This is a genomic window from Ectobacillus sp., assembly GCF_056992975.1.
The window spans coordinates 1-21,078 of record NZ_JBXKMX010000106.1; the positions used below are offsets into that span (position 1 = coordinate 1).

A 21,078-nucleotide genomic window follows, 5' to 3' on the forward strand; every position below is an offset into this window, starting at 1 on the left:
TTGCACAAGATGTATATTCCTACGAAGGTGGGGGAAAGCAGCTAAAGGAAATGGGAGCGATTTTTACTAATGGATTAAACGGTCAAAAAGCACGGTTAAAATTACTAGTCGCACTTGAGGTTGCATCGACAATTGAGGACATTCGCAAATTATTTCATCAATGAGGGTAACTTATTTTAGTAGGCAGCAAGATAAAAAAACGTAGTCTAGAGGAGAAGAACAGCCATCTCTCTTTAATCTACGTTTTTTTGGTGAACTTATTTATTTTTGGTGAGCAATCGTTTTTGCAATTTGGTCACCATGAAATCTTCCGTTTTCAATAAAAATTTCATTGGCATCGTTTCCCGCAGCAATAACCCCCGCAATAAATATACCTTGTACATTTGTTTCCATTGTTTCCTCATTATATGCAGGCCGTCCAGTTTCTGGATCGATGCGTACACCCATATTTAATAAAAAGCTATGATCAGGGTGGTAGCCAGTCATGGCAAAGACAAAGTCATTATTAATTGTTACCTCTTCACCATTCACAATATATGTTAACGTATGTTCTTCAATTTCCTTTACGTTTGCTTGAAACACCATCTTAATCACGCCGTTACGAACTAAGGATTCAAACTCTGGTAAAACCCATGGTTTAATACTAGGAGAGTATACCTCACCGCGATATAATACCGTAACATGTGCTCCGCTCTTCACAAGCTCTAGTGCTGCATCAATACTTGAGTTTTTTCCCCCAATGACAACAACATCCCGGTCAAAATATGGATGAGCTTCTTTAAAATAGTGAAACACCTTTTCTAACTCTTCACCAGGAACGTTCATATAGTTTGGATGATCATAATACCCTGTGGCAATAATTACATGATTTGATTCATACACACAACTATTTCCGTCACGTTTTGTAGTGTGAACATGAAATAATCCATTTTCTTGCTTCCAAACAGCGTTAACTTCTTCAAACGCTTGAATGCGAATTTGTTTCCGTTTCACTACTTCTCGATAGTATGCAAGCGCTTGATTACGTACAGGCTTCCGGTTTTCTGTAATAAAGGGTACTCCGCCGATTTCTAAGCGTTCGCTCGAAGAAAAAAACGTTTGATGAGTGGGATACCGATAGATTGCATTAACAATATTCCCTTTCTCAATCACTAAAGCATTAATCCCAATTTCTTGCATGGATAGTGCTGCCGCTAGACCACACGGTCCTCCGCCAATAATAATTACTCTTTCTTTTTGCATGTTTCTATCACTCCCTACCATAAATACCAACAATAATTATGACACGAAAAGAATTATCTGTCCAAAAAGAAAAAACCTACTTACGTAGGGTTAAGAGATATACTCTATATGTATCTAATATATTACTTCCATTTCATAGTGCCATCATTTGTGTTACTACAAAAATAAATAATAAAATGGTGAGTGAAATGCCGTAAAATCCATAGAACCATACACGATCCCCTCTTGATTCCAAACCAAAAAACATATCTAAGCGCTCAATAAGAGTAATTACTTTAACTTGATGTCTAGGTTTTTCATCCACGTAATGAGACGGTAGTACAACTGATTGATTATACGCAGCTTTCATTCTCTTCTCCCCTTTTCTTCGTACAAGTGTTCTCCTTATGAGAAAAGTATACCATGAAGAGTAGAAACGAACAAGTGTTCTTTTTTGTTTTATTAAAAAAAATAGACCACTGCAAAGTTTCTGCGCAACGGTCTATTTGAGTCTCTTCCGTTCCTATGTAAAAATAAATTAAACCCAGCCTCTAAAACGACTTGCTTCTGCCATCTTACGAACACCAATCATATAAGCAGCTAAACGCATATTAACCTTTCGTACTTGTGCCGTCTCATAAATAGAATTAAATGACTTTACCATAACTTTCTCAAGACGTTGTTCTACCTCTTCCTCTGTCCAGTAGTAGCCTTGATTATTTTGTACCCATTCGAAATAGGAAACAGTAACTCCACCAGAGCTAGCTAGAACATCTGGAACGAGTAAAATACCGCGATCCGAAAGTATCTTTGTAGCCTGCAGCGTAGTAGGTCCATTTGCCGCTTCCACTATAATTTTAGCTTTAATATTGGCTGCATTTTCTTCTGTAATTTGATTTTCTATTGCCGCTGGGACAAGGATATCACAATCAAGTTCTAGTAATTCTTTATTCGTAATCGTATTTTGAAACAATTTAGTAATCGTACCAAAACTATCCCGACGATCAAGTAAGTAATCTATATCTAGTCCCTTAGGATCATACATTGCTCCGTATGCGTCTGAAATTCCAATTACTTTCGCACCTGCATCATGCATAAATTTCGCTAAATAACTTCCTGCATTTCCGAATCCTTGCACAACAACCCGAGCACCATTTACGTCAATACCACGTTTCTTTGCAGCCTCACGAATCATAATGGTAACTCCCTTGGCCGTAGCAGTTTCACGACCGTGTGATCCACCTAATACAATTGGTTTACCTGTAATGAATCCCGGTGAATTAAATTCATCAATCCGACTGTATTCATCCATCATCCAAGCCATGATTTGTGAATTTGTATATACATCTGGAGCTGGAATATCTTTTGTAGGTCCTACAATTTGACTAATGGCGCGAACGTATCCTCTGCTTAATCGTTCAAGTTCTCGAAAAGACATATCACGCGGATCACAGACGATTCCACCTTTTCCTCCGCCGTATGGTAGATCTACAATTCCACACTTTAAGCTCATCCATATTGAAAGTGCCTTGACTTCATTTTCAGTTACATTTGGATGAAAGCGTATTCCACCCTTAGTTGGACCAACTGCATCATTATGTTGAGCACGATAGCCCGTAAAAATTTTAACATGTCCGTCATCCATTCGAATGGGGATTTTTACGGTCATCATACGAATAGGTTCTTTTAACAACTCATATACTTCTTGCGGATAGCCCAGTTTTTCTAGTGCTTCTTTTATTACAATTTGAGTTGATTGTAACAATTTTAAATGCTGTTCTTGTTGTTGCTTTTGATCCTGATTCTCGGCTACCATGATTAACCCCCTACTTTTCTATTCTTTCACATTGCTTGAGTATACACGGATACATTTGGAATGCACAAACGAATACCACTATACATTCTAGATTTGCATAGCCTGCTTGTAAACGATTACAATTAGGCTGTGCAAATCTAATAAATAGCCTTACGTGGAGCGATGCCTTACCATGACATAAACAGCCTCAACTTTATGAGTTGAGGCCATTGTTTGCAACAAAATAAGAATAAATTTGTTCAATTGCTCGTTCCTTCATTAATTCTTTTCCATATTCAACCAAACGATAGATCGTTATAGTAGCTGAATTACCGTATTCAGCTAAAATTGCAATCATATTTTCCTTGTTAAGTATCATATCTTCCTCTAACAGAACATAAAATCTATCTTGAAACGAATATAATTTTCCGCCCATAATCCCTAATGAATGGAGTCTGTTCGCTAGCGCAATCACATCGTCTAGTGAAGAAAATTCATATAATATATCATCGCTTTCATCTAGCGTAACCTGCATTTCAATAAATTCATCACTAAAATCTTCTTCTAAATCGTCCTCTAGACGCTCCTTCGTTACGATAACAATCATGCCTTGTGCTTGTAATGAAAAAACTTCAACAGCAATTGGACCATCTGCTTCAAACCCAAGCTCACGATTTGCCTCCTGCATCATATCACGAAACAGTTGCTGTACTTTCGGAGCATTTTTCCATAAATCTTCTTTGGTCAAACCCCGTTCCATTAAATCATCAAACGTTAGAAATATTTTAATTTTGTTGTAATTTAGTCGTTCCAGCCTCATCCCATACCCTCCTAACATCAACAGCAGCATCTAAATTAGTATATGAAAGAGAAATGGGATGGTTCATCATAACATTTGTGACATCCACCGATCCCATTCTTCTTTCGTTATACCTACCATATATTCCTGCAAAGCTTCTTTTTCTTGACTAGGCAGCATCGTGAATGCAGATCCTCCAAGGCCAACCGTTAGAAATTTATACGTTTCTCTGAGACGGTTCGCCAATTTAATTGTGGGCACTACATTCTTTTGAAGTGTACAAGAGAAAAAAGCGAACTTCGGATTTACTTCCTCTATTACGATATCAATATCAGATTCGACAATACTCGTACCAAAGTAGATGACCTGATACCCTTTTCTTCTTAGATAAATAGTAAAAATTAAAAGGCCAAGTTCATGAGCTTCACCGGGACCACAAACCGCAATTGCCTTAGGAAGAACTGTGTTTACTGGTAGATTGTGATAAATCATTCCAATGCGAGATCGAAGAAAAGATGTAGCATAATGTTCATGTGCACTTGTAATTTTATGATTCTCCCACATCTCTCCGACCTTAATCAATACTTTAGAAATAATATCCATCATTACCTTATCGACGGAAAAAATACTAAATGATTCATTTAAATATTCATGAGCTTTAATTTCATCAAATTGTAGCAGAGAATGGAGAATAGAGTCAATTAAAATTTCAACACGGCTATCTTCTTTATTGAATAATTGCGTATTTAATTGATTGCTTTCTAATAAGCTGACCGCTTGACCAATCGTAAACCCTTCATTTACTTTCTCAAGAAGCCACTTAAGTATTTTAACATGTTCTTCCGTATAAAGCCGATGTCCTGCTTCGTTTCTTTTCGGAGCTATTATTTGATATCTTCGCTCCCATGCACGTAACGTCCCCGGTTGAATACCAAGCATATTCGAAACTGCTTTAATGTTATATTTTCCTTGATAAGTTTCCATATCTATGTCCCCACTTTACCAAACGTATCAATTGTCATTAGCTTTTATTGTAAGTAAACATACTTCTGATGAAGGATACCGATAGGGAATATACGATGAACTGTATCCGTTACTACAAAATAACTTCGTGTGATCTAACAAATTGATCCCTCCTTCAAATGATGGATTTTTTGTATATCCACTTAAAATGAGTGAAATTCGATCACTTGCAGTCACTTTATTCGCAATGCTACTATCGTGACAAGCGAGAATACGAAATCCAGTTTCTTCTGCATCGCTTAAAGCCAAATCGAGTCGATCTCTACCTAACGAAACGTCATCTACACCAAGAAGAACAAGTAATTCTCCACTACTTGATTCAAACATCGCACGGGTATTATCGAGTATCGTTACATTATGATCGAGCAAAAGTGCATCGAGATCATGTGCATCGCCTTCATAATCTTTTTCTCCCCATACAAAGTAGATAGGACCAACCTTCCTTAGCAATTCAATATTTTGTGAGACTCGTTCCAAAGGCACTCCCTTATCTGTCACGTTTCCTCCAATGACAACAAAATCCGCTATACCTATTGCCTGTTCCACTATAGAGGGTGACACGAGACGCTGATGAATATCCGAAATATAAAAAATAGAAATCTCCCCAAAGCTATTAGGAAAGTCTTCACATATTATAGTTTGCTTTCGAACCGTTACTTTTTGTACTGCTTTATATTGATAGCAAATCATTATAGAACCTAATAGAACTATTGCAACAAACCCAACCATAACATACCCCTTATATTTATCTTATACATACCATATTAAATAACCTATACAGATAATAACACATTCATGTATCAAAGATAAAAGACAATGGACTGTACTTAATAAATAAACCTTCCTTACTGCAAGGAAGGTTTATCATAACACCAATCACTTATAAAAACGATTACCGCGATGGGATTTTTAACACTTGTCCAACTGTTACACTTTTATTTTGAAGTGAATTATTTTTTAGTATAATTGAAACGCCGTCATCATTAGGAAAGTAAAACTTGGCAATGCTCTCCAACGTTTCTCCGTCCGTAACTTTATGAAAAGTAAATGTACCCGTTTGATTTGATTGTTTGGGCTGTTCTGTTTGTACACTTTTCTTTTCAAAAAAAATTTCTTCAAATATTTTTGAATTTTGCTGTAATTCTTTTTGCTTTTGAACGATATAACGATTTGTAAAAAAATAAACAGCAACTGGTAATAGAATAAAAACGGCAACAAGGAAACGGATAAACAAGTATTGGATATGACGTTTCTTTTTTTTCGCATCTCGTTTTCTATGTACCTCATTTCTTGGGGGTAAAGATTGTATTTCGTCTTTTTTCTCTTCTTGTAACGATGATGCAGATTCAGACATGTTCTTCTCCCTCCCTTGTTTTTCTTACATATAACCCCATAATAAAATCCACAAGAAAGTGTGCAAAAATAGTAACGAGGATATTCCCAGTCCATAAAAATAAAGTACCGAATACCACGCTTATAAATAATACAAAAATGAATAAAAATGGCTTTTTTAAATAGCGGATATGTAAGACTGCAAAAATGATACTAGCATATACGAGCCCCACCTTCGTTTGTACAATACCACGAAATAATAATTCCTCCGAAGTACCTATTAGTAAAGTTAAGAAAAAAAGATGTGGTATGCTAATGCCACGAAATATTCGATCATTTATCCCACCGTCATCAAGCCATTCTTCTGGCAATAATTTCGTATATGCTAAATCTATCAACACAATTATACAAGCAATGCCCCCACCTAAAATTATAATCTCTTTTGGATTCCACACAAACATTAAATAGAGAACGGTAACATCATGAAATAGCATGTATGATAAAAAAATGGTAAGAGCGATAATTATAGCTTGTGTAATATACAAATTTAAGCGAAGTTCACGTTCCGACATTGCTTCTTTTACTTTCTGCTCTTTATTCATGTTTCCTCCATAGATTTGGGTAAAGCAAATGCTGTAACTCTAATTTCCAATCCATACACTCCATGATTGTAGCATTATCATTTTCACAATAATTAGCAATGTCTATCCCACACCTATCACAGCAAGGGTTTGGTTTTTCCTCCAGTGTATAATCAAAGAGCTGCAACAATCCTTCACGTCTACATCCCTTAATCTCAAGCCATCTTTGCATGTCTTGTAATTTATCAATCTTTGTCTGAAGCAACGACGTAGCTGCCGTTACTAATACTTCCCTGACGTTAGCTCCAAGCTTATTTTTATCCAACCCTTCTTCCGTTATTACACCAAGTTTTTCTAGTTGAAAGTACAAAAACCGCCAATGTTGCTCTGTGAATTCAAACGTATTTCGAGCCACTTCTTCTGCTTGATCTACAGATATCAGACTTTCCTTCTTTTGTTCTATGCTCCTTAAAAAATTTGTAATTCGTTCATTACTTGGGAGTTCATCTGCTATCAAATGCATCGGTCCTTCATGATCCATCGGCGAAAGTAGAATAATGGCAACACTCTTCTGCCCATCACGCCCTGCTCTCCCAATCTCTTGTAAATAGGATTCGATATTGGAAGAATATTGAAAATGTATAACATAACGTATGTTCGGTTTATTAATCCCCATTCCAAAAGCACTTGTACATGATATAATCCGTAACTGATCATTGATGAACTGCTGCTGAATTAGCATACGGTCTTCTTGCTCCATCCCCCCATGATAATGAGAAACGCCTGCTATTCCTTCTTGTCGTAAATAATGGGCGATCGCCTCTGACCAGTACCGACTCGAACAGTATATAATTCCAGGGCCTTGTAATTTCTTTACATAATCAAGTAAGACTTTCTTTTTTTCTTCTATCGATTCAACCTTATTAACACAAAGGGCAATATTGGGTCGGTCAATCGAAAATAGGTGCATCCTGACATCGGTTAAACATAAGCTACTTACAATATCCTCTAACATAGGCTGCGTTGCTGTAGCTGTTAGTGCAAGAACAGGAGGATTACCTAGATTTTTCACAACTCGGTATAGACGCTGATAATCTGGACGAAAATCATGACCCCACTGTGATATACAGTGGGCTTCATCTACTACGAATAAGGCTACTTGAATGCGTTGCAGCGTCAGAACAAATTGCGTGGATTGTAACATTTCTGGTGAAGCAAATATGAATTTATACCTATGTATACGGCGCATTGCTGCTTGTTTTTCTTCGAACGTACGAAAACTATTAAAGGCTATTACTCGTTTTTCGCCAATCATACGCAACTGGTTTACTTGATCTTCCATAAGTGATAGTAACGGAGACACAATGACAACGGCTCCATCTAGTGCATATGCAGGTAGTTGATACGTAATTGACTTCCCACCGCCCGTAGGGAGCATTGCAACGACATTATGCCCCGCTAGTAAATCAATAATAATCTCCTTTTGTCCTGTACGAAACGTAGCATACTTGAACTTTTCCTGTAGCAATGCTTCAAGATTCACTGGCTCCTCCTAACGCTGCGAGTACTAGACGTATGGAGAAATAATCAATATCTGTACCTACATACTCTTTAAGTACACGTAGCTTTCTCGTATTCACTTCCCGAATTACAGTACGAATTCGCTTTAACTTATCATCTGATACAAAACGATCTACTTGAAACGAAGGCACATGCATTGCTATTTCCACTAAATGATCTTCTATCGTATTTTGTTTCAACCCACGCAAGCTAGCCATTTCTTCTATTCCTCTCCCGTTTTTCCATAGCATGTACGTTTTTTGTGCAGACATGCTTAATAATGTGGCAAAATCATCACGTTCAGGAATTAATTCCTTTAAAAGAGAGAACTCATTATCTTGTTCCATACGTGATATCAGATAATGAAGGGTTCCAAGAAACGACATATGTGCTTGAAATGAATCTTCACAATAGTATAACGCGAGTTGCTCACTAGTGAGTCCAACGCGATGTGTACCTGTTAAACGAAAAACAAACTTAGCTGCATCCTCATCTGGTAGTGCACCTAGCACTTTAAGGATTTCCTCATAAAGCTTATCCCTGACCTGTTCTCTCGAATATGGAAGAGAAAATAAGAATGTTCTCACCCAGGATGTAGTGTCATGGTCTTGCTGTACAGGCAGAAACGACGTATATGTTTGTAAATGAGAAACGGTTTGTATAAGTAAGGATAACCGCTTCCACACGACTTCTGTTATATCTTTATATACAAAGCCATTTAACTTGGGAGGAAAAGGGGTAACATGAAGAGCCTGTGTAAGCACTGCTTCACCTGATGAAGAAAGCAAAAAAGTATTTTCTTCAATTTTCACAATGTGATTTAGGTTTAATAATTGATGAATTAGCTCATCATATACGTGTCGACTTAGTTTTTTATAGATTCCGAACAAAAAGGATAATCCATATACCGTCCCATCTTGTAGGGTTTGTGAAGAACGCTTTCCCTTTAAAAGATGATAAATAGAAGCAGTCGTCCGTTCACCATTAATTTTTCTAAGCCCATACAAAATCGTATGTGAAAGTTGCAAAGCAAACTCCCCTTTTCTACATCATATATCTATATTGTAACAAAAAAAAACAAGTATCGTCATAGTAGGAAAATTGAGAGCGCTTAAAAAACATGTCGATTTTATAACAAAACATATATTTTCCACGAGTTTTTAATTGAAAAGTTGAAGAAACCGTTTTACAATAGGTTTAGAATTTCTTTCATTAGATTTTTCTGAAAAACATTTGATACATATTATTAGGAGGTTTTCAAAAATGGCAAAGTATACTATCGTTGATAAAGAAACATGCATCGCATGTGGAGCTTGTGGAGCATCTGCACCAGACATTTATGATTATGATGATGAAGGTCTAGCATTCGTAACATTAGATGAAAACAAAGGAATCGTTGAAATTCCTGACGTTCTTCTAGATGATATGATGGACGCTTTTGAAGGTTGTCCAACTGATTCAATCAAAGTTGCTGAAGAACCATTTGATGGCGACGCTACAAAATTCGAATAATATTGTAAAAAAAAGCGTTATTCCAACTAGGAATAACGCTTTTTTTATGTAAAGCAAAAACGACCGAACTATACATTCAGTCGTTTAATTATGGTAATTAAGCATTTTTCATTTTTAGACTCATCCAAACCTGTAATCGGCTAATAAGAAGAACAGCCACTACAGCAATGAATACTCCCTTAATAATATTAAATGGCAATATGCTTGTAATAATGAGTTGTTTCATTCCTGCACCAGACATTGCAGGTGAATTTAAAAACCATGTGTACGCAGGCAAAATGAGGTAATAATTCAATACACTCATACTGACCGTCATAATTACTGTCCCAATAACAAGGCCTGTTGTTAACCCTTTAACAGAACGATATCTTCGGTACAAATACGCTGCTGGCAAAATGAAAATGCATCCTGCAATAAAGTTAGCAATCTCCCCAACCGGTACACCTGTTAAGCTTCCTTGGATACCATAATACAAAACATTTTTCGTAGCTTCTACGATCATCATAGCAACTGGTCCAAACATAATCGCTGCCACTAGAGCTGGTACATCACTAAAATCAATTCGTAAAAATACGGGAAATCCCGGAAATGGAAAATCCAACATCATAAGTAAGTAAGCAATACTACCTAACATCGCTACAGATACCATTTTTGTTACGTTTCTGTTCTTCATTTTTCTCTCTCCCTTTTCCTCCGATCTTCTTTTGGAAAATGGGATGGTCCTTATCGTACTTATAGAAAATCCCCTTTTCAGTATGAAAAGGGGAGAATTTACAGTACGGTAAATAACGCTCTCATAAATATAATGATAACGCCGAACCTCCATCTTCTCCCATCCAGACTGTACTGTCGGCTTCGGAATCTCACCGAATCGTGCCAAATAACGGCTCGCGGGCTTAAAAGCATATTGCTCTCACACCGCCGGTAGGGAATTGCACCCTGCCCCGAAGATAGATCGATATTTGATTTTATGAGTTAATTATACAATATTCCGCATAAATTGTGAAGAAAAATGTCTGATTTTTATACCATTTCATTGAAGTGACTACTAATTTCGATTATACTTATGTCCTAAAGTTATATACAGGCCATTGCCTTAACTTGGCTTTGTTTATTTAGTCTATAGTCTGATTTTTCTCATTTCATACTTATTAAAGGGGGATGCTCTCATGGCATTTGAAAACAGGATTGTTGAGGCTTTTATCGAAATTCCAACAGGCAGCCAAAATAAATATGAATTCGATAAAGAAAAAGGTGTTTTTAAATTAGACCGTGTACTTTTCTCTCCTATGTTTTATCCAGCTGAATACGGATATATAGATCATACATTAGCAAATGATGGTGATCCATTAGATATTCTTGTTCTCGTCACGAACCCAACTTTTCCTGGCTGCGTCATTGATGCACGTGTAATTGGGTTTTTAAACATGATAGATGGCGGAGAAGAGGACTCAAAGCTCATAGCGGTCCCAACTGAAGATCCTCGTTTTCAAGATGTTACGTCATTAGATGATGTTCCGCAGCATAAATTAAAAGAAATCTCCCATTTCTTTCAAACATACAAAGATTTACAAGGGAAAAAAACAGAAATAGGCGCATGGGAAGGTGCAGAAGCTGCTTCTTCACTGATTGATGATTGTATAGCTCGGTACAAAAGAGCACAAGAATAACAATAATTTGTGGATGTTGTAAACTCATTTTAGCATATACACTGGTGTTTATAAATTCAAAGTGCTAGTATGTTATATGGTGAAGAAACGGCAGTTCTTTGTTGGAGGAAATGTCATGAAGAAAACGCAAAAACAGACTGTTTATCAGTTTATGAAGAAAAGTCTGCGTAAGGAATATTTTTATTTAAAAAGAGATTTATTGTTATATTGTCCAGTTGAACTAGGAGAATTTTCAACAAATGCGTATTACGCTTCACTTGATAAGGACGGCATTAGTATTTATCAATATGATAAAAAAGTAGATAATCGTATTAAATTATTAGAAAGACATCCTTGGAAAACATGGAATCATGTAAAAATTGATCATTTCTTTAAAAAATCAGAATTTGTTTTTCAAGGTCAATCAAATCGAATTTTTTATTTTTTAAACGATGGAAAATCAGTTCAAGAAATCATTGCGAACTACACTGCTATTGAAGTAGAAGTAGCCACCAGATCCTTTTGGCGAAAGTTGCCAGGATATCGGTCACTTTCTCCGATAAATATGTATGTAGCATCGATATTTTACGCTGCGATTCCATCGTATATTCTCAAGCTGCTTCTTCCATATATCATTCAAAAATTATTCTTTGCAATTTCTGTTTTCACGATGCTACTCGGACTGCTTTGCTTGGTCATCGGACTCATTGACCCGACAATTGTACTTTGGAAACAAAAAGACAAAACACGAAAAAAAGTTTTATATTATTATAGCTATATCATGATTACCGGATTTATTTGTATTTTTATTTTTTGGTAATACATACTAACGACTTAAAAACAGACCATCAATGGGAGGATGGTCTGTTTTCTTGTTATCATTAGTTAGTATTATCATTCTATACTTGTCCGCATTCCTTGTATACGCAGCTGCTGAGAAGGATAGATTGTATCATTCTGCAAATGATTTATGCTTTTTAATTCTCGAACAGTCACACCGAACTTTGCAGCGATGCTACGCAGTGTATCTCCTTTTCTCACAGAATAAGATGTAGATGACACTATTTCTGATGGTACATTTCCTAATACACGAAGTGGATTGACTGCATTTGTTTTTGCTACATTCCAAGCACCTTTATGTACTTCAAAATGGAGATGAGCCCCGTGTGATAAACCGGTGTTGCCTACCTCACCAATTTTTTGTCCACTTTGAACAACTTGTCCAACTGTAACAATGCGTTTACTTAAATGTGCATAAATCGCCTCATATCCGTTCGAATGACGAACAAAAATAACATTGCCATAACTCTTACTATAATACGATTTTGTCACCTTCCCCGAACTAGCAGCTAGAACAGCAGTCCCAGCTGTTGCAGCAATATCGATTCCGTAGTGATGTCCATTTCGCGTTCCAAAATAATCGCTTATAACACCCGATACGGGCCATGTCCATTTGGTTTCTGCCTTTGTTTGAACCGGCAAAATGAATACGAAAATGAACACGAGCTTCAACCATTTCATCTAATATCCCTCCTAAAGCTCACCGTATTAGTTTGCTCATTAAGTCAAACTAGTATACAGATTTACAAAAGGAAACACATACTTTACTTATCAATTAGAGGTTTCTTCCTCTTTGCTCCGAAATACAATTGCACTTCTTTCGTACTCTACATCCTTAACACCAAGTCTTGCATTAATGACTCGTGCTACCGCGAATAAATAATCTGATAGACGATTCACATACTTTAATACGTTCTCGTTAATAGCATCTGCTTTTTTCAGTGAAACAATCTCACGCTCTGCCCGTCTTGTAATCGCTCTTACAATATGTATAGCACTAGAAGCTGGAGACCCACCCGGTAATATAAATCGTTCGAGTGGTGGTGCCTCTTGAATATACACATCAATGCGTTCTTCTAGGAAAGTAATCATGTCTTCCGTAACTTTATAAGGGATTTTATTATTGACAACTGCTAAATCTCCACCGCAATCAAATAATTCATGTTGCACCTTTTCAAGCTCTTTATATAAATCAGAAAATACTTCATCTTTCAAGAGTGTCATCGCTTGCCCTAAAAACGAATTGACCTCATCAATTGTTCCATACGCTTCTACACGAGCATGATCTTTATCCACTCGCCCCCCTATTAAGCTCGTCTTACCTTCATCACCGGTTTTTGTATACAATTTCATTTATACCCCTACCCTTCTCATGCAATGATAGTTTACAATTTTCTAGAAGTAATGCACGTACTCCTTTATTTTATCTGTATTTTCTATACTTCGCATCTTTCACTACCTAATTACACACAAAAAGCTCTTACGATTGCTTTGCTAAAGCAATCGTAAGAGCTTTTTGTTATCTACCTATATGCTTAGGCAAAAAAATCGAAAACGTTGTACCTTCGCTTACTACGCTATGCACAGAAATATGACCGCCGTGCGTTTCAATTATATTTTTTGCTATAGCTAAGCCGAGCCCTGTTCCGCCTGTCTTTCCACGGGTTCTCGCTTTATCCCCTTTATAAAAACGTTCAAAAATAAAGGAAACATCCTCTTCAGGAATTCCAATACCAGAATCCTTTACTTCAAAAGTCACTCCCTTAGCATCTTGATCAATGATTAGGAGAACTTCCCCGCCTTCATTAGTATGTCGAACGGCGTTATCAATTAAATTAGTGAACACCTGCTCCATACGATCCGGATCAAATGAAATCTGTTTCACGTCAGAACGATAGACGGCATGTAATTCAACTGATTTTTCCTTCACAATTCCTTGAAATTTACGAATGATTTTTTCTACAAAAGGAACAACTTCAATCACTTCCCAATGTAATTCTACTACTCCACTTTCCATTCGGGCCAAATCAAGCAAATCATTAACTAAACGTCCTAATCGAACCGATTCATCATATATAATTTGAATAAACTCATGTACTTCTTCCTTAGTAGAAACAATATCGTCTAGAATGGCTTCGCTGTATCCCTGCAACATAACCATCGGTGTTCGCAATTCATGAGACACATTTGCAATAAAATCTTGTCTCATCTTTTCCAACCGTCGTTCTTCCGTCATATCACGAAGTACGGCAACTGCCCCACGCACATTCGTTTGATTGTATAGTGGTGTCATAAGTACAACATAATTACCATTTTGAAAATTCACTTCCACGACTTGCTGCTGCTCACTTTGAACAACTCGGTGAAATAAATTTGTCAGAACATCAGGGATATGACCTTTCGTTTCCAATGCTTTGTAGTCTTCATCCAAAAGTTTTACAAAGCGCTCTGCAGGTGGGTTGATCATAACTGCTTCCCCATCATGATTAAGAGTAATTACGCCATCTGCCATACTACTTAAAATGCTTGATAAATGTTCCTTCTCTTGCTGCAAGGCGTTAATATTAAACTTAAGCTGCTTCCCCATCTGATTAAGAGCCGTAGCAAGCTCACCTATTTCATCTTGTGATCGGGCCTTTGCTTTTACATCAAATTTCCCACGTGCAACTTCAAAGGCGACCTCCCTCATTTTTCGCAATGGAGCAGTAATTCGTGTTGATAGAAAAAATGCAAAAAAAGTCGTCAGGATTATAGCAATGCCTGCTGATAAAAAAATGAAATCTGTTGCCTTATCCATCGCCTGATTTGAAACCTGAAGAGACTGATATACAAATACAGCCCCTCCATTTTGTTGTTTGGTAGGTATACCAACAATCATGATTTCATCATTATTCGTACTTACATCCTTTGGTACATGAAGCTTCTTTTTAACTGTCTTCTTTTCAGTAAATACTTGTCCCAGCTCATTATCCTTTTTCAAATCATCAAGGGTTAGTCGAACTAGTCCTGCCTGTTCTGGAGAGTAGGAAATGGTAGCCCCGCTCTTCACCACAACAATTTGAGAGAGAGGGTCGACAAACTGATATGCGATATTTTCAATGGTTCTTTCATCCATACCATCATCAATCATTTGAGATATACGAGTCGCAAAATGAGTAAGACGTGTCTCGCTTAGATTATCATAATAGCTTTGAAAGAATTGATGTAATAACAGCATTACAAAGCCTAGTACAAAGGAAACAAGAAGCAAAATCGTAATCCAGAGCTTCCCTACAACGCTTCGCCAAAACATCAATCGTTCACGACCTCAAATTTGTAGCCTACGCCCCATACTGTTACAATCATCTTCGCTGCATTAGCAGATTTTTTGTTTAGTTTTTCGCGTAAACGTTTCACATGTGTATCGACTGTTCGCAAATCACCAAAAAACTCGTATTGCCATACTTCCTTCAACAATTGTTCCCGGTCAAACACTTTATCAGGTGACTTAGCTAGAAATAGAAGAAGCTCATATTCTTTCGGTGTCAATCCAACTTCTTCCCCATCAGCAACGACACGGTGAGCATCATTATCAATTGTAAGATGCGGAAAAACTGTAACATCCTTTGATGTCGTTTCATTTGAGAAAAAGTTATTCGAAGCAGAGCGACGAAGCAAAGCCTTCACGCGAAGCACCACTTCACGAGGACTAAATGGCTTCACAATATAATCGTCTGTCCCTACTTCAAAGCCTTGCACACGGTTTACTTCCTCACCCTTTGCAGTTAGCATAATAATCGGTGTTGCCTTTTTTTCACGAATTTCCTTACAAGCTTCAATGCCATCTTTACCCGGCATCATAATATCGAGAATAATTAAATCATAATCATTTTGAAGTGCCTTTAAAACGGCAGTATCTCCGTTATCAGCTTCATCAATTGTATAATTTTCCCGCTCTAAGTACATTTTTAAGAGGCGGCGAATTCGTTCTTCATCGTCTACTACTAAGATTTTTGCATCCTTTTCCATTGTCATTCCGTTAGAAGAATAAATTCTTCTTCGGATTCCACCTGCCTTTCATCTATATACTCTAAATATTACCATGCTAACCTTCTTTATTCTGTTCATTTTTCTTAATAGCAACATTATATTGCCATTACTTTGTTACAGAAATGGCATTTTAACATAGTAAACATGAAACTCTCTTAACATTTTACAGAAGGCGCATCCAGTTTACTATGTTTTTCATAAAATTGAAGAAAAATTGACAAATTTAGAAACAAACCGTGACATTCCTTAAGCATAAGAATGTAAGCCTACAATAACAAGATTTACAGCAACTAAGTTAAACATAATAATAGCAAATCCCATGACAGCTAGCCATGCTGAGCGTTCTCCATGCCATCCTTTTGACAAGCGCAAATGCAAAAATGCAGCGTAAAACAACCATGTAATAAGCGCCCATACTTCCTTCGGATCCCACCCCCATACTCGCGTCCAGGCGGCTTGGGCCCAAATCATTGCAAAAATTATCGCTCCTAGGGTGAAAATTGGGAATCCAATTGCAACAGAACGATATCCAATTTCATCCAGTAACTCGTCGTCTGCCTTCTGAATGAGAGGCTGTAGGGCTGCGCCAATTCTTTTTCGCAAAATAAGGCGAAGCAACATGTAAAGCACTACTCCAAATAGCAATGACCATACAAATGTATTCAACTTCTTTGCATCAAGTACTGCTGGTAATTGCACAATTGGCTTTATGGTCGTATTTGTCAATTCCGTACCTTCATGAAGTCCAATAAGCGGTGGAAACTTGTATGCAGTTTCTACTCTCTCATCATTTTTGTTCGTCCATTGAAATTTAGCTTCATAGGAGATAGCTGAAAATAAGGAAGTAGCAAGAATAAATCCCAGCGTTGCAAGTAAACAATACATAATAAACTCTAGCCAAAATGTTTTCGCATTCCGTACGGTTTGATCTACATGCTTCAGTAAATATAGCAGCCCTGCTACTGCACTAATCGAAAGAATCGCTTCTCCTGCGGCAGCAGTTGTAACATGAATGTACAGCCAATTGCTCTTAAGAGAAGGAATTAACGGAGCAATGTCTGTTGGAAACATACTTGCGTACGCAATAATGAGTAGTGCTATCGGTAAAGCGAACAATCCGAGCAAACTAGAACGATATATAAAATAGATAATGATAAAAGCAAGAACCAGCATCATACCGAAAAATGTAGTAAATTCAAAGAGATTGCTAACAGGTGCATGCTTTGCTGCAATCCAACGTGTAATAAAATAAAGAAGCTGTGACACAAACCCTACAATTGTTATTATTATACCAATGTTTGCCCACTTATTTCCTTTATCACGTACTGCACCTCCAAAAACTAAGGTACCGAGTAAGTACAACAGGAATGCAACAAATAAAAAGTTACTGCTCAGTCCCGCCACTTTGATCCCCACCTCTCGTTTTCTTTGCCAAAACTTGATCACTCAATTCTTCTATCGAAGTCCCCTCTAGTATTTTCTTACATTCCCTTTGAAACCCATACCAATTTTTATTTGTAAACCCAGCAATCCACCATTCATCATTCACTCGTTGCACCCAAATACGACGATGATTCCAGTACATTCCTTGCGATACACCAATCATAAAAATAATGCCACCAAATGCAACCATCCACAATGTACGATCCTTACGCACCGTTAATGCAGTGACATTCTTCGTTTCCGTACCTGCAAACGATATCTTGTAAAGATTCTTCCCATCTGTTTCAATATTTTGACGGATACCTACAAAGCTCACCTCACCATTAGGTGTTTGCGGAGTAGTCATCTTAAACACGAAACCAGGATTGTTCGGAATCTTCGTTTTCGTATTCGGCTTGCCTTGCTCATCTAAATAAAAATCAGGAAAATAACTGATAAGTTGTGTAGAATATCCATTTCCTAGGTCATATGTTTCTTTCGGATTAGTTAGATCAACTTCAATCGGTCCCCATTTTTGTTTGGATTCCTTGTTTTCAAGATTAAAAAACATTTTACTAAATTCGCCCTCTTTATAATCGACCTGATAAAGAGCATAACCGGCAAATTTCAACGGATCATTCACCCGAATGGCATAATCCTCTACTTTTTCTAACTGCGGCTGTTCTCCAGCTATCGTGTTCCCAATCACTTTATATAAAACAGCGTTGGTTTGGAAGTTTTTTGGAATCATTCCATCGCCAACACGAGTAATGGCGCTTTGAAACACTTTGTCATCCTTCTGACTATCATATACTTCCTTAATAAACGCTTCATTCTTTAAATAATACATTCCATTTGTTCCTGGGATTTCTTTTGTCTGTCCTTCACGAAGCCAAAGAAGCTCATCTACATACATTCCTGGGACAACTCGCATCATAATGCCTATTAGAAAAATAATAATACCCAAATGATTGACGTAGGGACCCCATCTTGAAAATCGTCCCTTTTCTGCAAGTATATTACCCTGTTCGGTGCGAATATGATAATATCTTCGTTTCATATTTGCTTTTAATGTGTCAATATCTTCTTCAGATAGTATCGTTTTTTTAAATAAACGTTGCCGGTTCAGAAAATTAGGATGTCTTGTCACACCTTGCTTGGCAAGCGCTTTGTATAGGGGAAGTACACGATCTAAACTTGCAATTACAAGGGAAATTCCGATTGCAGCAATAAGCAGCATATACCACCAAGAGCTATATAAGTGATGAAAACCAAGGGTATAATAGATTTCACCTAACGTTCCGTATTGTGCTTGGTAGAACTCGCTTGGTGATGCAGTGGGTGGAATATACATTTGCTGTGGAAATATCGTACCTATCATGGAAGCAACCAACGTAATCACAATAAGCCAAATACCAACTTTAACAGATGAAAAAAAAACCCAAATAATATCAACGATTGATTTCGTCTGTATAATAGACCGTCTTGCACTTCCTTCATATTTCATATCTAACAAACCTTCATTTTGCGTAAATGGCTTCCCGCATTTCTCGCAAAAGGATGTACCAAAAGGGTTCACGTGTCCGCATTCACATGTAACGTGTTCCATTCCCTCACCCCAATTTTTGTCATGTAAAGGCTTTCTATTCTTTCGTTGCAATTTCCTTTAAATACCCTTCAATTTGTTCTTTCGTTTGTGTACCAGTTATTTGTTTCAACACTTTTCCATTTTTATCAATTAAAAATGTGGTGGGCAGAGGACCTACTCCGTATGTATTAATTACTTTTTGACCTTTATCAATTGCGATTGGGAAGGTTAATTTATATTGCTGTGCAAAATTTTTCACTGCTAGATTCGTTTCATCGGCGTTTAAAGCAACTATTTCTACACCTTTATCTTTATAGGTTGCATATAATTCATTCATATATGGCATTTCCTCTTCACATGGCTTGCACCATGTGCCCCAGAAATTTAACAAAACACCTTTTCCCCGTAAATTCTGTAAAGTAATTGGATTTCCATTTGTATCTTCCAAAGAGAAATTTGGTGCTGTTTTTCCTATTTGCACCTTTTCCTTAGCTGCGAAAAAGTTTTGATAAAACGTAAATACTAATGCACCAATGAGAATAAGTAGAATACTAGATCGAAAGAGCAGTCTCTTTTTTTTCATTGCATTTCCTCCTAACACGAAAAGAAATGGTCCTAAGTTGACAGATACAAATGTAGTTCAACCAATAGAGGGCCATTCCTTTTCGAAGCTTTGTAAATGAATTGACAAAACAAGCCTGTAGGTAGTAAATATCTTACAGTAAGATCACCCTACTTTTTACTTTGTTTGTTTAAGTGCTAGTGACCGTAGTTGTTTTACTTCATGAGGAGATAATCCTCTTGAATCACCTGGACGAAGAGCTCCAACCCCTAAAAATGCATATTGCTCTCTTTTTAACTTCACAACTTTACAACCGACCGCTTCTAACATTCTTCGTACTTGGCGATTTTTTCCTTCATGAATCGTAATTTGCACAATTGCCGTTTCTTTGCGACGATCCCCGCCAAGCAATTTGACGCGAGCTGGAGCAGTTTTGCCATCCTCTAACATAACTCCCTTTTCAAGCATGGTTATTTTCTCCCGATCAAGTACACCTTTCACCTTTGCAATATACACTTTTTCAATTTCATGCTTCGGATGCATAAGTAAATTAGCAAATTCACCGTCATTCGTCATTAGCAGTACACCTGATGTATCATAATCTAATCTACCGATAGGAAAAATACGCTGTTCAATATGCGGGAAAAAATCTGCGACTACTTTGCGACCTTTATCATCACTTACGCTTGAAATGACTCCAACGGGCTTATATAGCAAAAAGTATACCGGCTCTTCTTTTTCAATTTGAATGCCATTTACTTCGATGCGATCTTGTCTCGCCACTTTCGTTCCCAATTCTGTCACGACGACGTCATTGACTTTTACTTTTCCTTGTTTAATAAGCTCTTCCGCATTACGTCGTGACGCAATTCCGGCCTGAGCAATAACCTTTTGTAAACGTTCCATATTTAATTATTCACCTCAAATTTATCTTATAGCCATGCAAAGTGGAATACAAGCGATCCCTGTCATTTGCGTATTAACTCCACACTCTGTTCCTTTTCCGTCAAAAAATTGTCACATAAAAAGGCCACTATTAAGCTCATTTTTCTTAATAGTGGGGCTTTCTCATTATACTAGAATTTCCCGTAAAAAGAAAATAGAGTCGTAAACAATCTGGATTATGCTAGGCAAACATAAGTGATACAAACACAATACTACATAT

The 21,078-nt window shown here is 37.1% G+C and carries 22 protein-coding genes, 1 pseudogene and 1 riboswitch; of the genes and pseudogenes, 4 read left to right on the forward strand and 19 right to left on the reverse strand.

Going from position 1 to position 21,078, the window contains the following annotated elements:
- Positions 1-164 (forward strand): annotated as a pseudogene (locus AC11ZT_RS05540) (asparaginase); the annotation flags it as partial.
- A 97-nt stretch (positions 165-261) separates the two neighbouring features.
- Here AC11ZT_RS05540 and AC11ZT_RS05545 read toward each other — a convergent pair.
- The 10 genes from AC11ZT_RS05545 to AC11ZT_RS05590 all read right to left on the reverse strand — a co-directional run bounded on the left by AC11ZT_RS05545 (position 262) and on the right by AC11ZT_RS05590 (position 9,339).
- The gene (locus tag AC11ZT_RS05545) at positions 262-1,242 is read right to left on the reverse strand and encodes a YpdA family putative bacillithiol disulfide reductase (protein ID WP_484058648.1); all 981 of its coding nucleotides are present in this window, start codon (positions 1,240-1,242) and stop codon (positions 262-264) included.
- 133 nt (positions 1,243-1,375) lie between these two features.
- On the reverse strand, positions 1,376-1,591 hold the full coding sequence (locus AC11ZT_RS05550) for a DUF3961 domain-containing protein (protein WP_484058649.1): 216 nt from the start codon (positions 1,589-1,591) through the stop codon (positions 1,376-1,378).
- A 168-nt stretch (positions 1,592-1,759) separates the two neighbouring features.
- On the reverse strand, positions 1,760-3,037 hold the full coding sequence (locus tag AC11ZT_RS05555) for a Glu/Leu/Phe/Val family dehydrogenase (protein WP_484058650.1): 1,278 nt from the start codon (positions 3,035-3,037) through the stop codon (positions 1,760-1,762).
- Positions 3,038-3,230: 193 nt separating this feature from the next.
- Positions 3,231-3,836 (reverse strand): genetic competence negative regulator, encoded by a 606-nt coding sequence (locus tag AC11ZT_RS05560; RefSeq protein WP_484058651.1) that lies wholly within the window; start codon positions 3,834-3,836, stop codon positions 3,231-3,233.
- A gap of 66 nt (positions 3,837-3,902) precedes the next feature.
- A complete protein-coding gene (locus AC11ZT_RS05565; RefSeq protein WP_484058652.1) occupies positions 3,903-4,799 on the reverse strand; it encodes a MerR family transcriptional regulator in 897 nt (298 codons plus the stop codon).
- Between the two features lie 27 nt (positions 4,800-4,826).
- Positions 4,827-5,567, reverse strand: a complete 741-nt coding sequence (locus AC11ZT_RS05570; RefSeq protein ID WP_484058653.1) for a metallophosphoesterase — start codon at positions 5,565-5,567, stop codon at positions 4,827-4,829.
- A gap of 163 nt (positions 5,568-5,730) precedes the next feature.
- The gene (locus tag AC11ZT_RS05575) at positions 5,731-6,192 is read right to left on the reverse strand and encodes a LysM peptidoglycan-binding domain-containing protein (RefSeq protein ID WP_484058654.1); all 462 of its coding nucleotides are present in this window, start codon (positions 6,190-6,192) and stop codon (positions 5,731-5,733) included.
- Positions 6,185-6,772, reverse strand: a complete 588-nt coding sequence (locus tag AC11ZT_RS05580; RefSeq protein ID WP_484058655.1) for a lysostaphin resistance A-like protein — start codon at positions 6,770-6,772, stop codon at positions 6,185-6,187. The genes AC11ZT_RS05575 and AC11ZT_RS05580 overlap by 8 nt, the downstream gene beginning before the upstream one ends.
- Positions 6,765-8,294, reverse strand: coding sequence for a RecQ family ATP-dependent DNA helicase (locus tag AC11ZT_RS05585; RefSeq protein WP_484058656.1), 1,530 nt, complete (start codon positions 8,292-8,294; stop codon positions 6,765-6,767). The genes AC11ZT_RS05580 and AC11ZT_RS05585 overlap by 8 nt, the downstream gene beginning before the upstream one ends.
- Positions 8,284-9,339 (reverse strand): YpbB family protein, encoded by a 1,056-nt coding sequence (locus AC11ZT_RS05590; RefSeq protein ID WP_484058657.1) that lies wholly within the window; start codon positions 9,337-9,339, stop codon positions 8,284-8,286. The genes AC11ZT_RS05585 and AC11ZT_RS05590 overlap by 11 nt, the downstream gene beginning before the upstream one ends.
- 235 nt (positions 9,340-9,574) lie before the next feature.
- Between AC11ZT_RS05590 and AC11ZT_RS05595 the strand changes: the two genes are divergently transcribed.
- Positions 9,575-9,823, forward strand: coding sequence for a ferredoxin (locus AC11ZT_RS05595; RefSeq protein WP_379968574.1), 249 nt, complete (start codon positions 9,575-9,577; stop codon positions 9,821-9,823).
- 97 nt (positions 9,824-9,920) lie between these two features.
- Here AC11ZT_RS05595 and AC11ZT_RS05600 read toward each other — a convergent pair whose 3' ends face one another.
- Positions 9,921-10,496, reverse strand: coding sequence for an ECF transporter S component (locus AC11ZT_RS05600; protein ID WP_484058658.1), 576 nt, complete (start codon positions 10,494-10,496; stop codon positions 9,921-9,923).
- Positions 10,497-10,643: 147 nt separating this feature from the next.
- Positions 10,644-10,779, reverse strand: a riboswitch (FMN riboswitch).
- A 213-nt stretch (positions 10,780-10,992) separates the two neighbouring features.
- On the opposite strand from AC11ZT_RS05600, the gene AC11ZT_RS05605 reads away from it, so the two are divergent.
- Both AC11ZT_RS05605 and AC11ZT_RS05610 read left to right on the forward strand, forming a co-directional pair.
- Positions 10,993-11,493, forward strand: coding sequence for an inorganic diphosphatase (locus AC11ZT_RS05605; RefSeq protein ID WP_484058659.1), 501 nt, complete (start codon positions 10,993-10,995; stop codon positions 11,491-11,493).
- A gap of 115 nt (positions 11,494-11,608) precedes the next feature.
- Entirely contained in the window at positions 11,609-12,292 is a 684-nt protein-coding gene (locus tag AC11ZT_RS05610; protein WP_484058660.1) for a hypothetical protein, read from the forward strand.
- A gap of 74 nt (positions 12,293-12,366) precedes the next feature.
- Here AC11ZT_RS05610 and AC11ZT_RS05615 read toward each other — a convergent pair whose 3' ends face one another.
- From AC11ZT_RS05615 to rluB, 8 genes are all read right to left on the reverse strand, one after another.
- Positions 12,367-12,993, reverse strand: a complete 627-nt coding sequence (locus tag AC11ZT_RS05615) for a peptidoglycan DD-metalloendopeptidase family protein (RefSeq protein ID WP_484058661.1) — start codon at positions 12,991-12,993, stop codon at positions 12,367-12,369.
- Positions 12,994-13,083: 90 nt separating this feature from the next.
- Positions 13,084-13,665 (reverse strand): cob(I)yrinic acid a,c-diamide adenosyltransferase, encoded by a 582-nt coding sequence (locus AC11ZT_RS05620; protein WP_484058662.1) that lies wholly within the window; start codon positions 13,663-13,665, stop codon positions 13,084-13,086.
- Positions 13,666-13,831: 166 nt separating this feature from the next.
- Positions 13,832-15,604 (reverse strand): ATP-binding protein, encoded by a 1,773-nt coding sequence (locus AC11ZT_RS05625; RefSeq protein WP_484058663.1) that lies wholly within the window; start codon positions 15,602-15,604, stop codon positions 13,832-13,834.
- Positions 15,604-16,320 carry a response regulator transcription factor gene (locus AC11ZT_RS05630; RefSeq protein ID WP_484058664.1) on the reverse strand — a complete coding sequence of 239 codons (717 nt, stop codon included), beginning with the start codon at positions 16,318-16,320 and terminating at the stop codon, positions 15,604-15,606. The genes AC11ZT_RS05625 and AC11ZT_RS05630 overlap by 1 nt, the downstream gene beginning before the upstream one ends.
- 267 nt (positions 16,321-16,587) lie before the next feature.
- Positions 16,588-17,745 (reverse strand): c-type cytochrome biogenesis protein CcsB, encoded by a 1,158-nt coding sequence (ccsB, locus tag AC11ZT_RS05635; protein ID WP_484058665.1) that lies wholly within the window; start codon positions 17,743-17,745, stop codon positions 16,588-16,590.
- Positions 17,726-19,372: a cytochrome c biogenesis protein ResB gene (gene resB / locus AC11ZT_RS05640; protein ID WP_484058666.1), complete on the reverse strand. Its 1,647-nt coding sequence runs from the start codon at positions 19,370-19,372 to the stop codon at positions 17,726-17,728. Before resB ends, ccsB begins: the two co-directional genes overlap by 20 nt.
- Positions 19,373-19,406: 34 nt before the next feature.
- Positions 19,407-19,934 (reverse strand): thiol-disulfide oxidoreductase ResA, encoded by a 528-nt coding sequence (resA, locus tag AC11ZT_RS05645; RefSeq protein ID WP_484058667.1) that lies wholly within the window; start codon positions 19,932-19,934, stop codon positions 19,407-19,409.
- Positions 19,935-20,090: 156 nt separating this feature from the next.
- Positions 20,091-20,819, reverse strand: coding sequence for a 23S rRNA pseudouridine(2605) synthase RluB (rluB, locus tag AC11ZT_RS05650; RefSeq protein WP_484058668.1), 729 nt, complete (start codon positions 20,817-20,819; stop codon positions 20,091-20,093).
- Positions 20,820-21,078 lie beyond the last annotated feature (259 nt).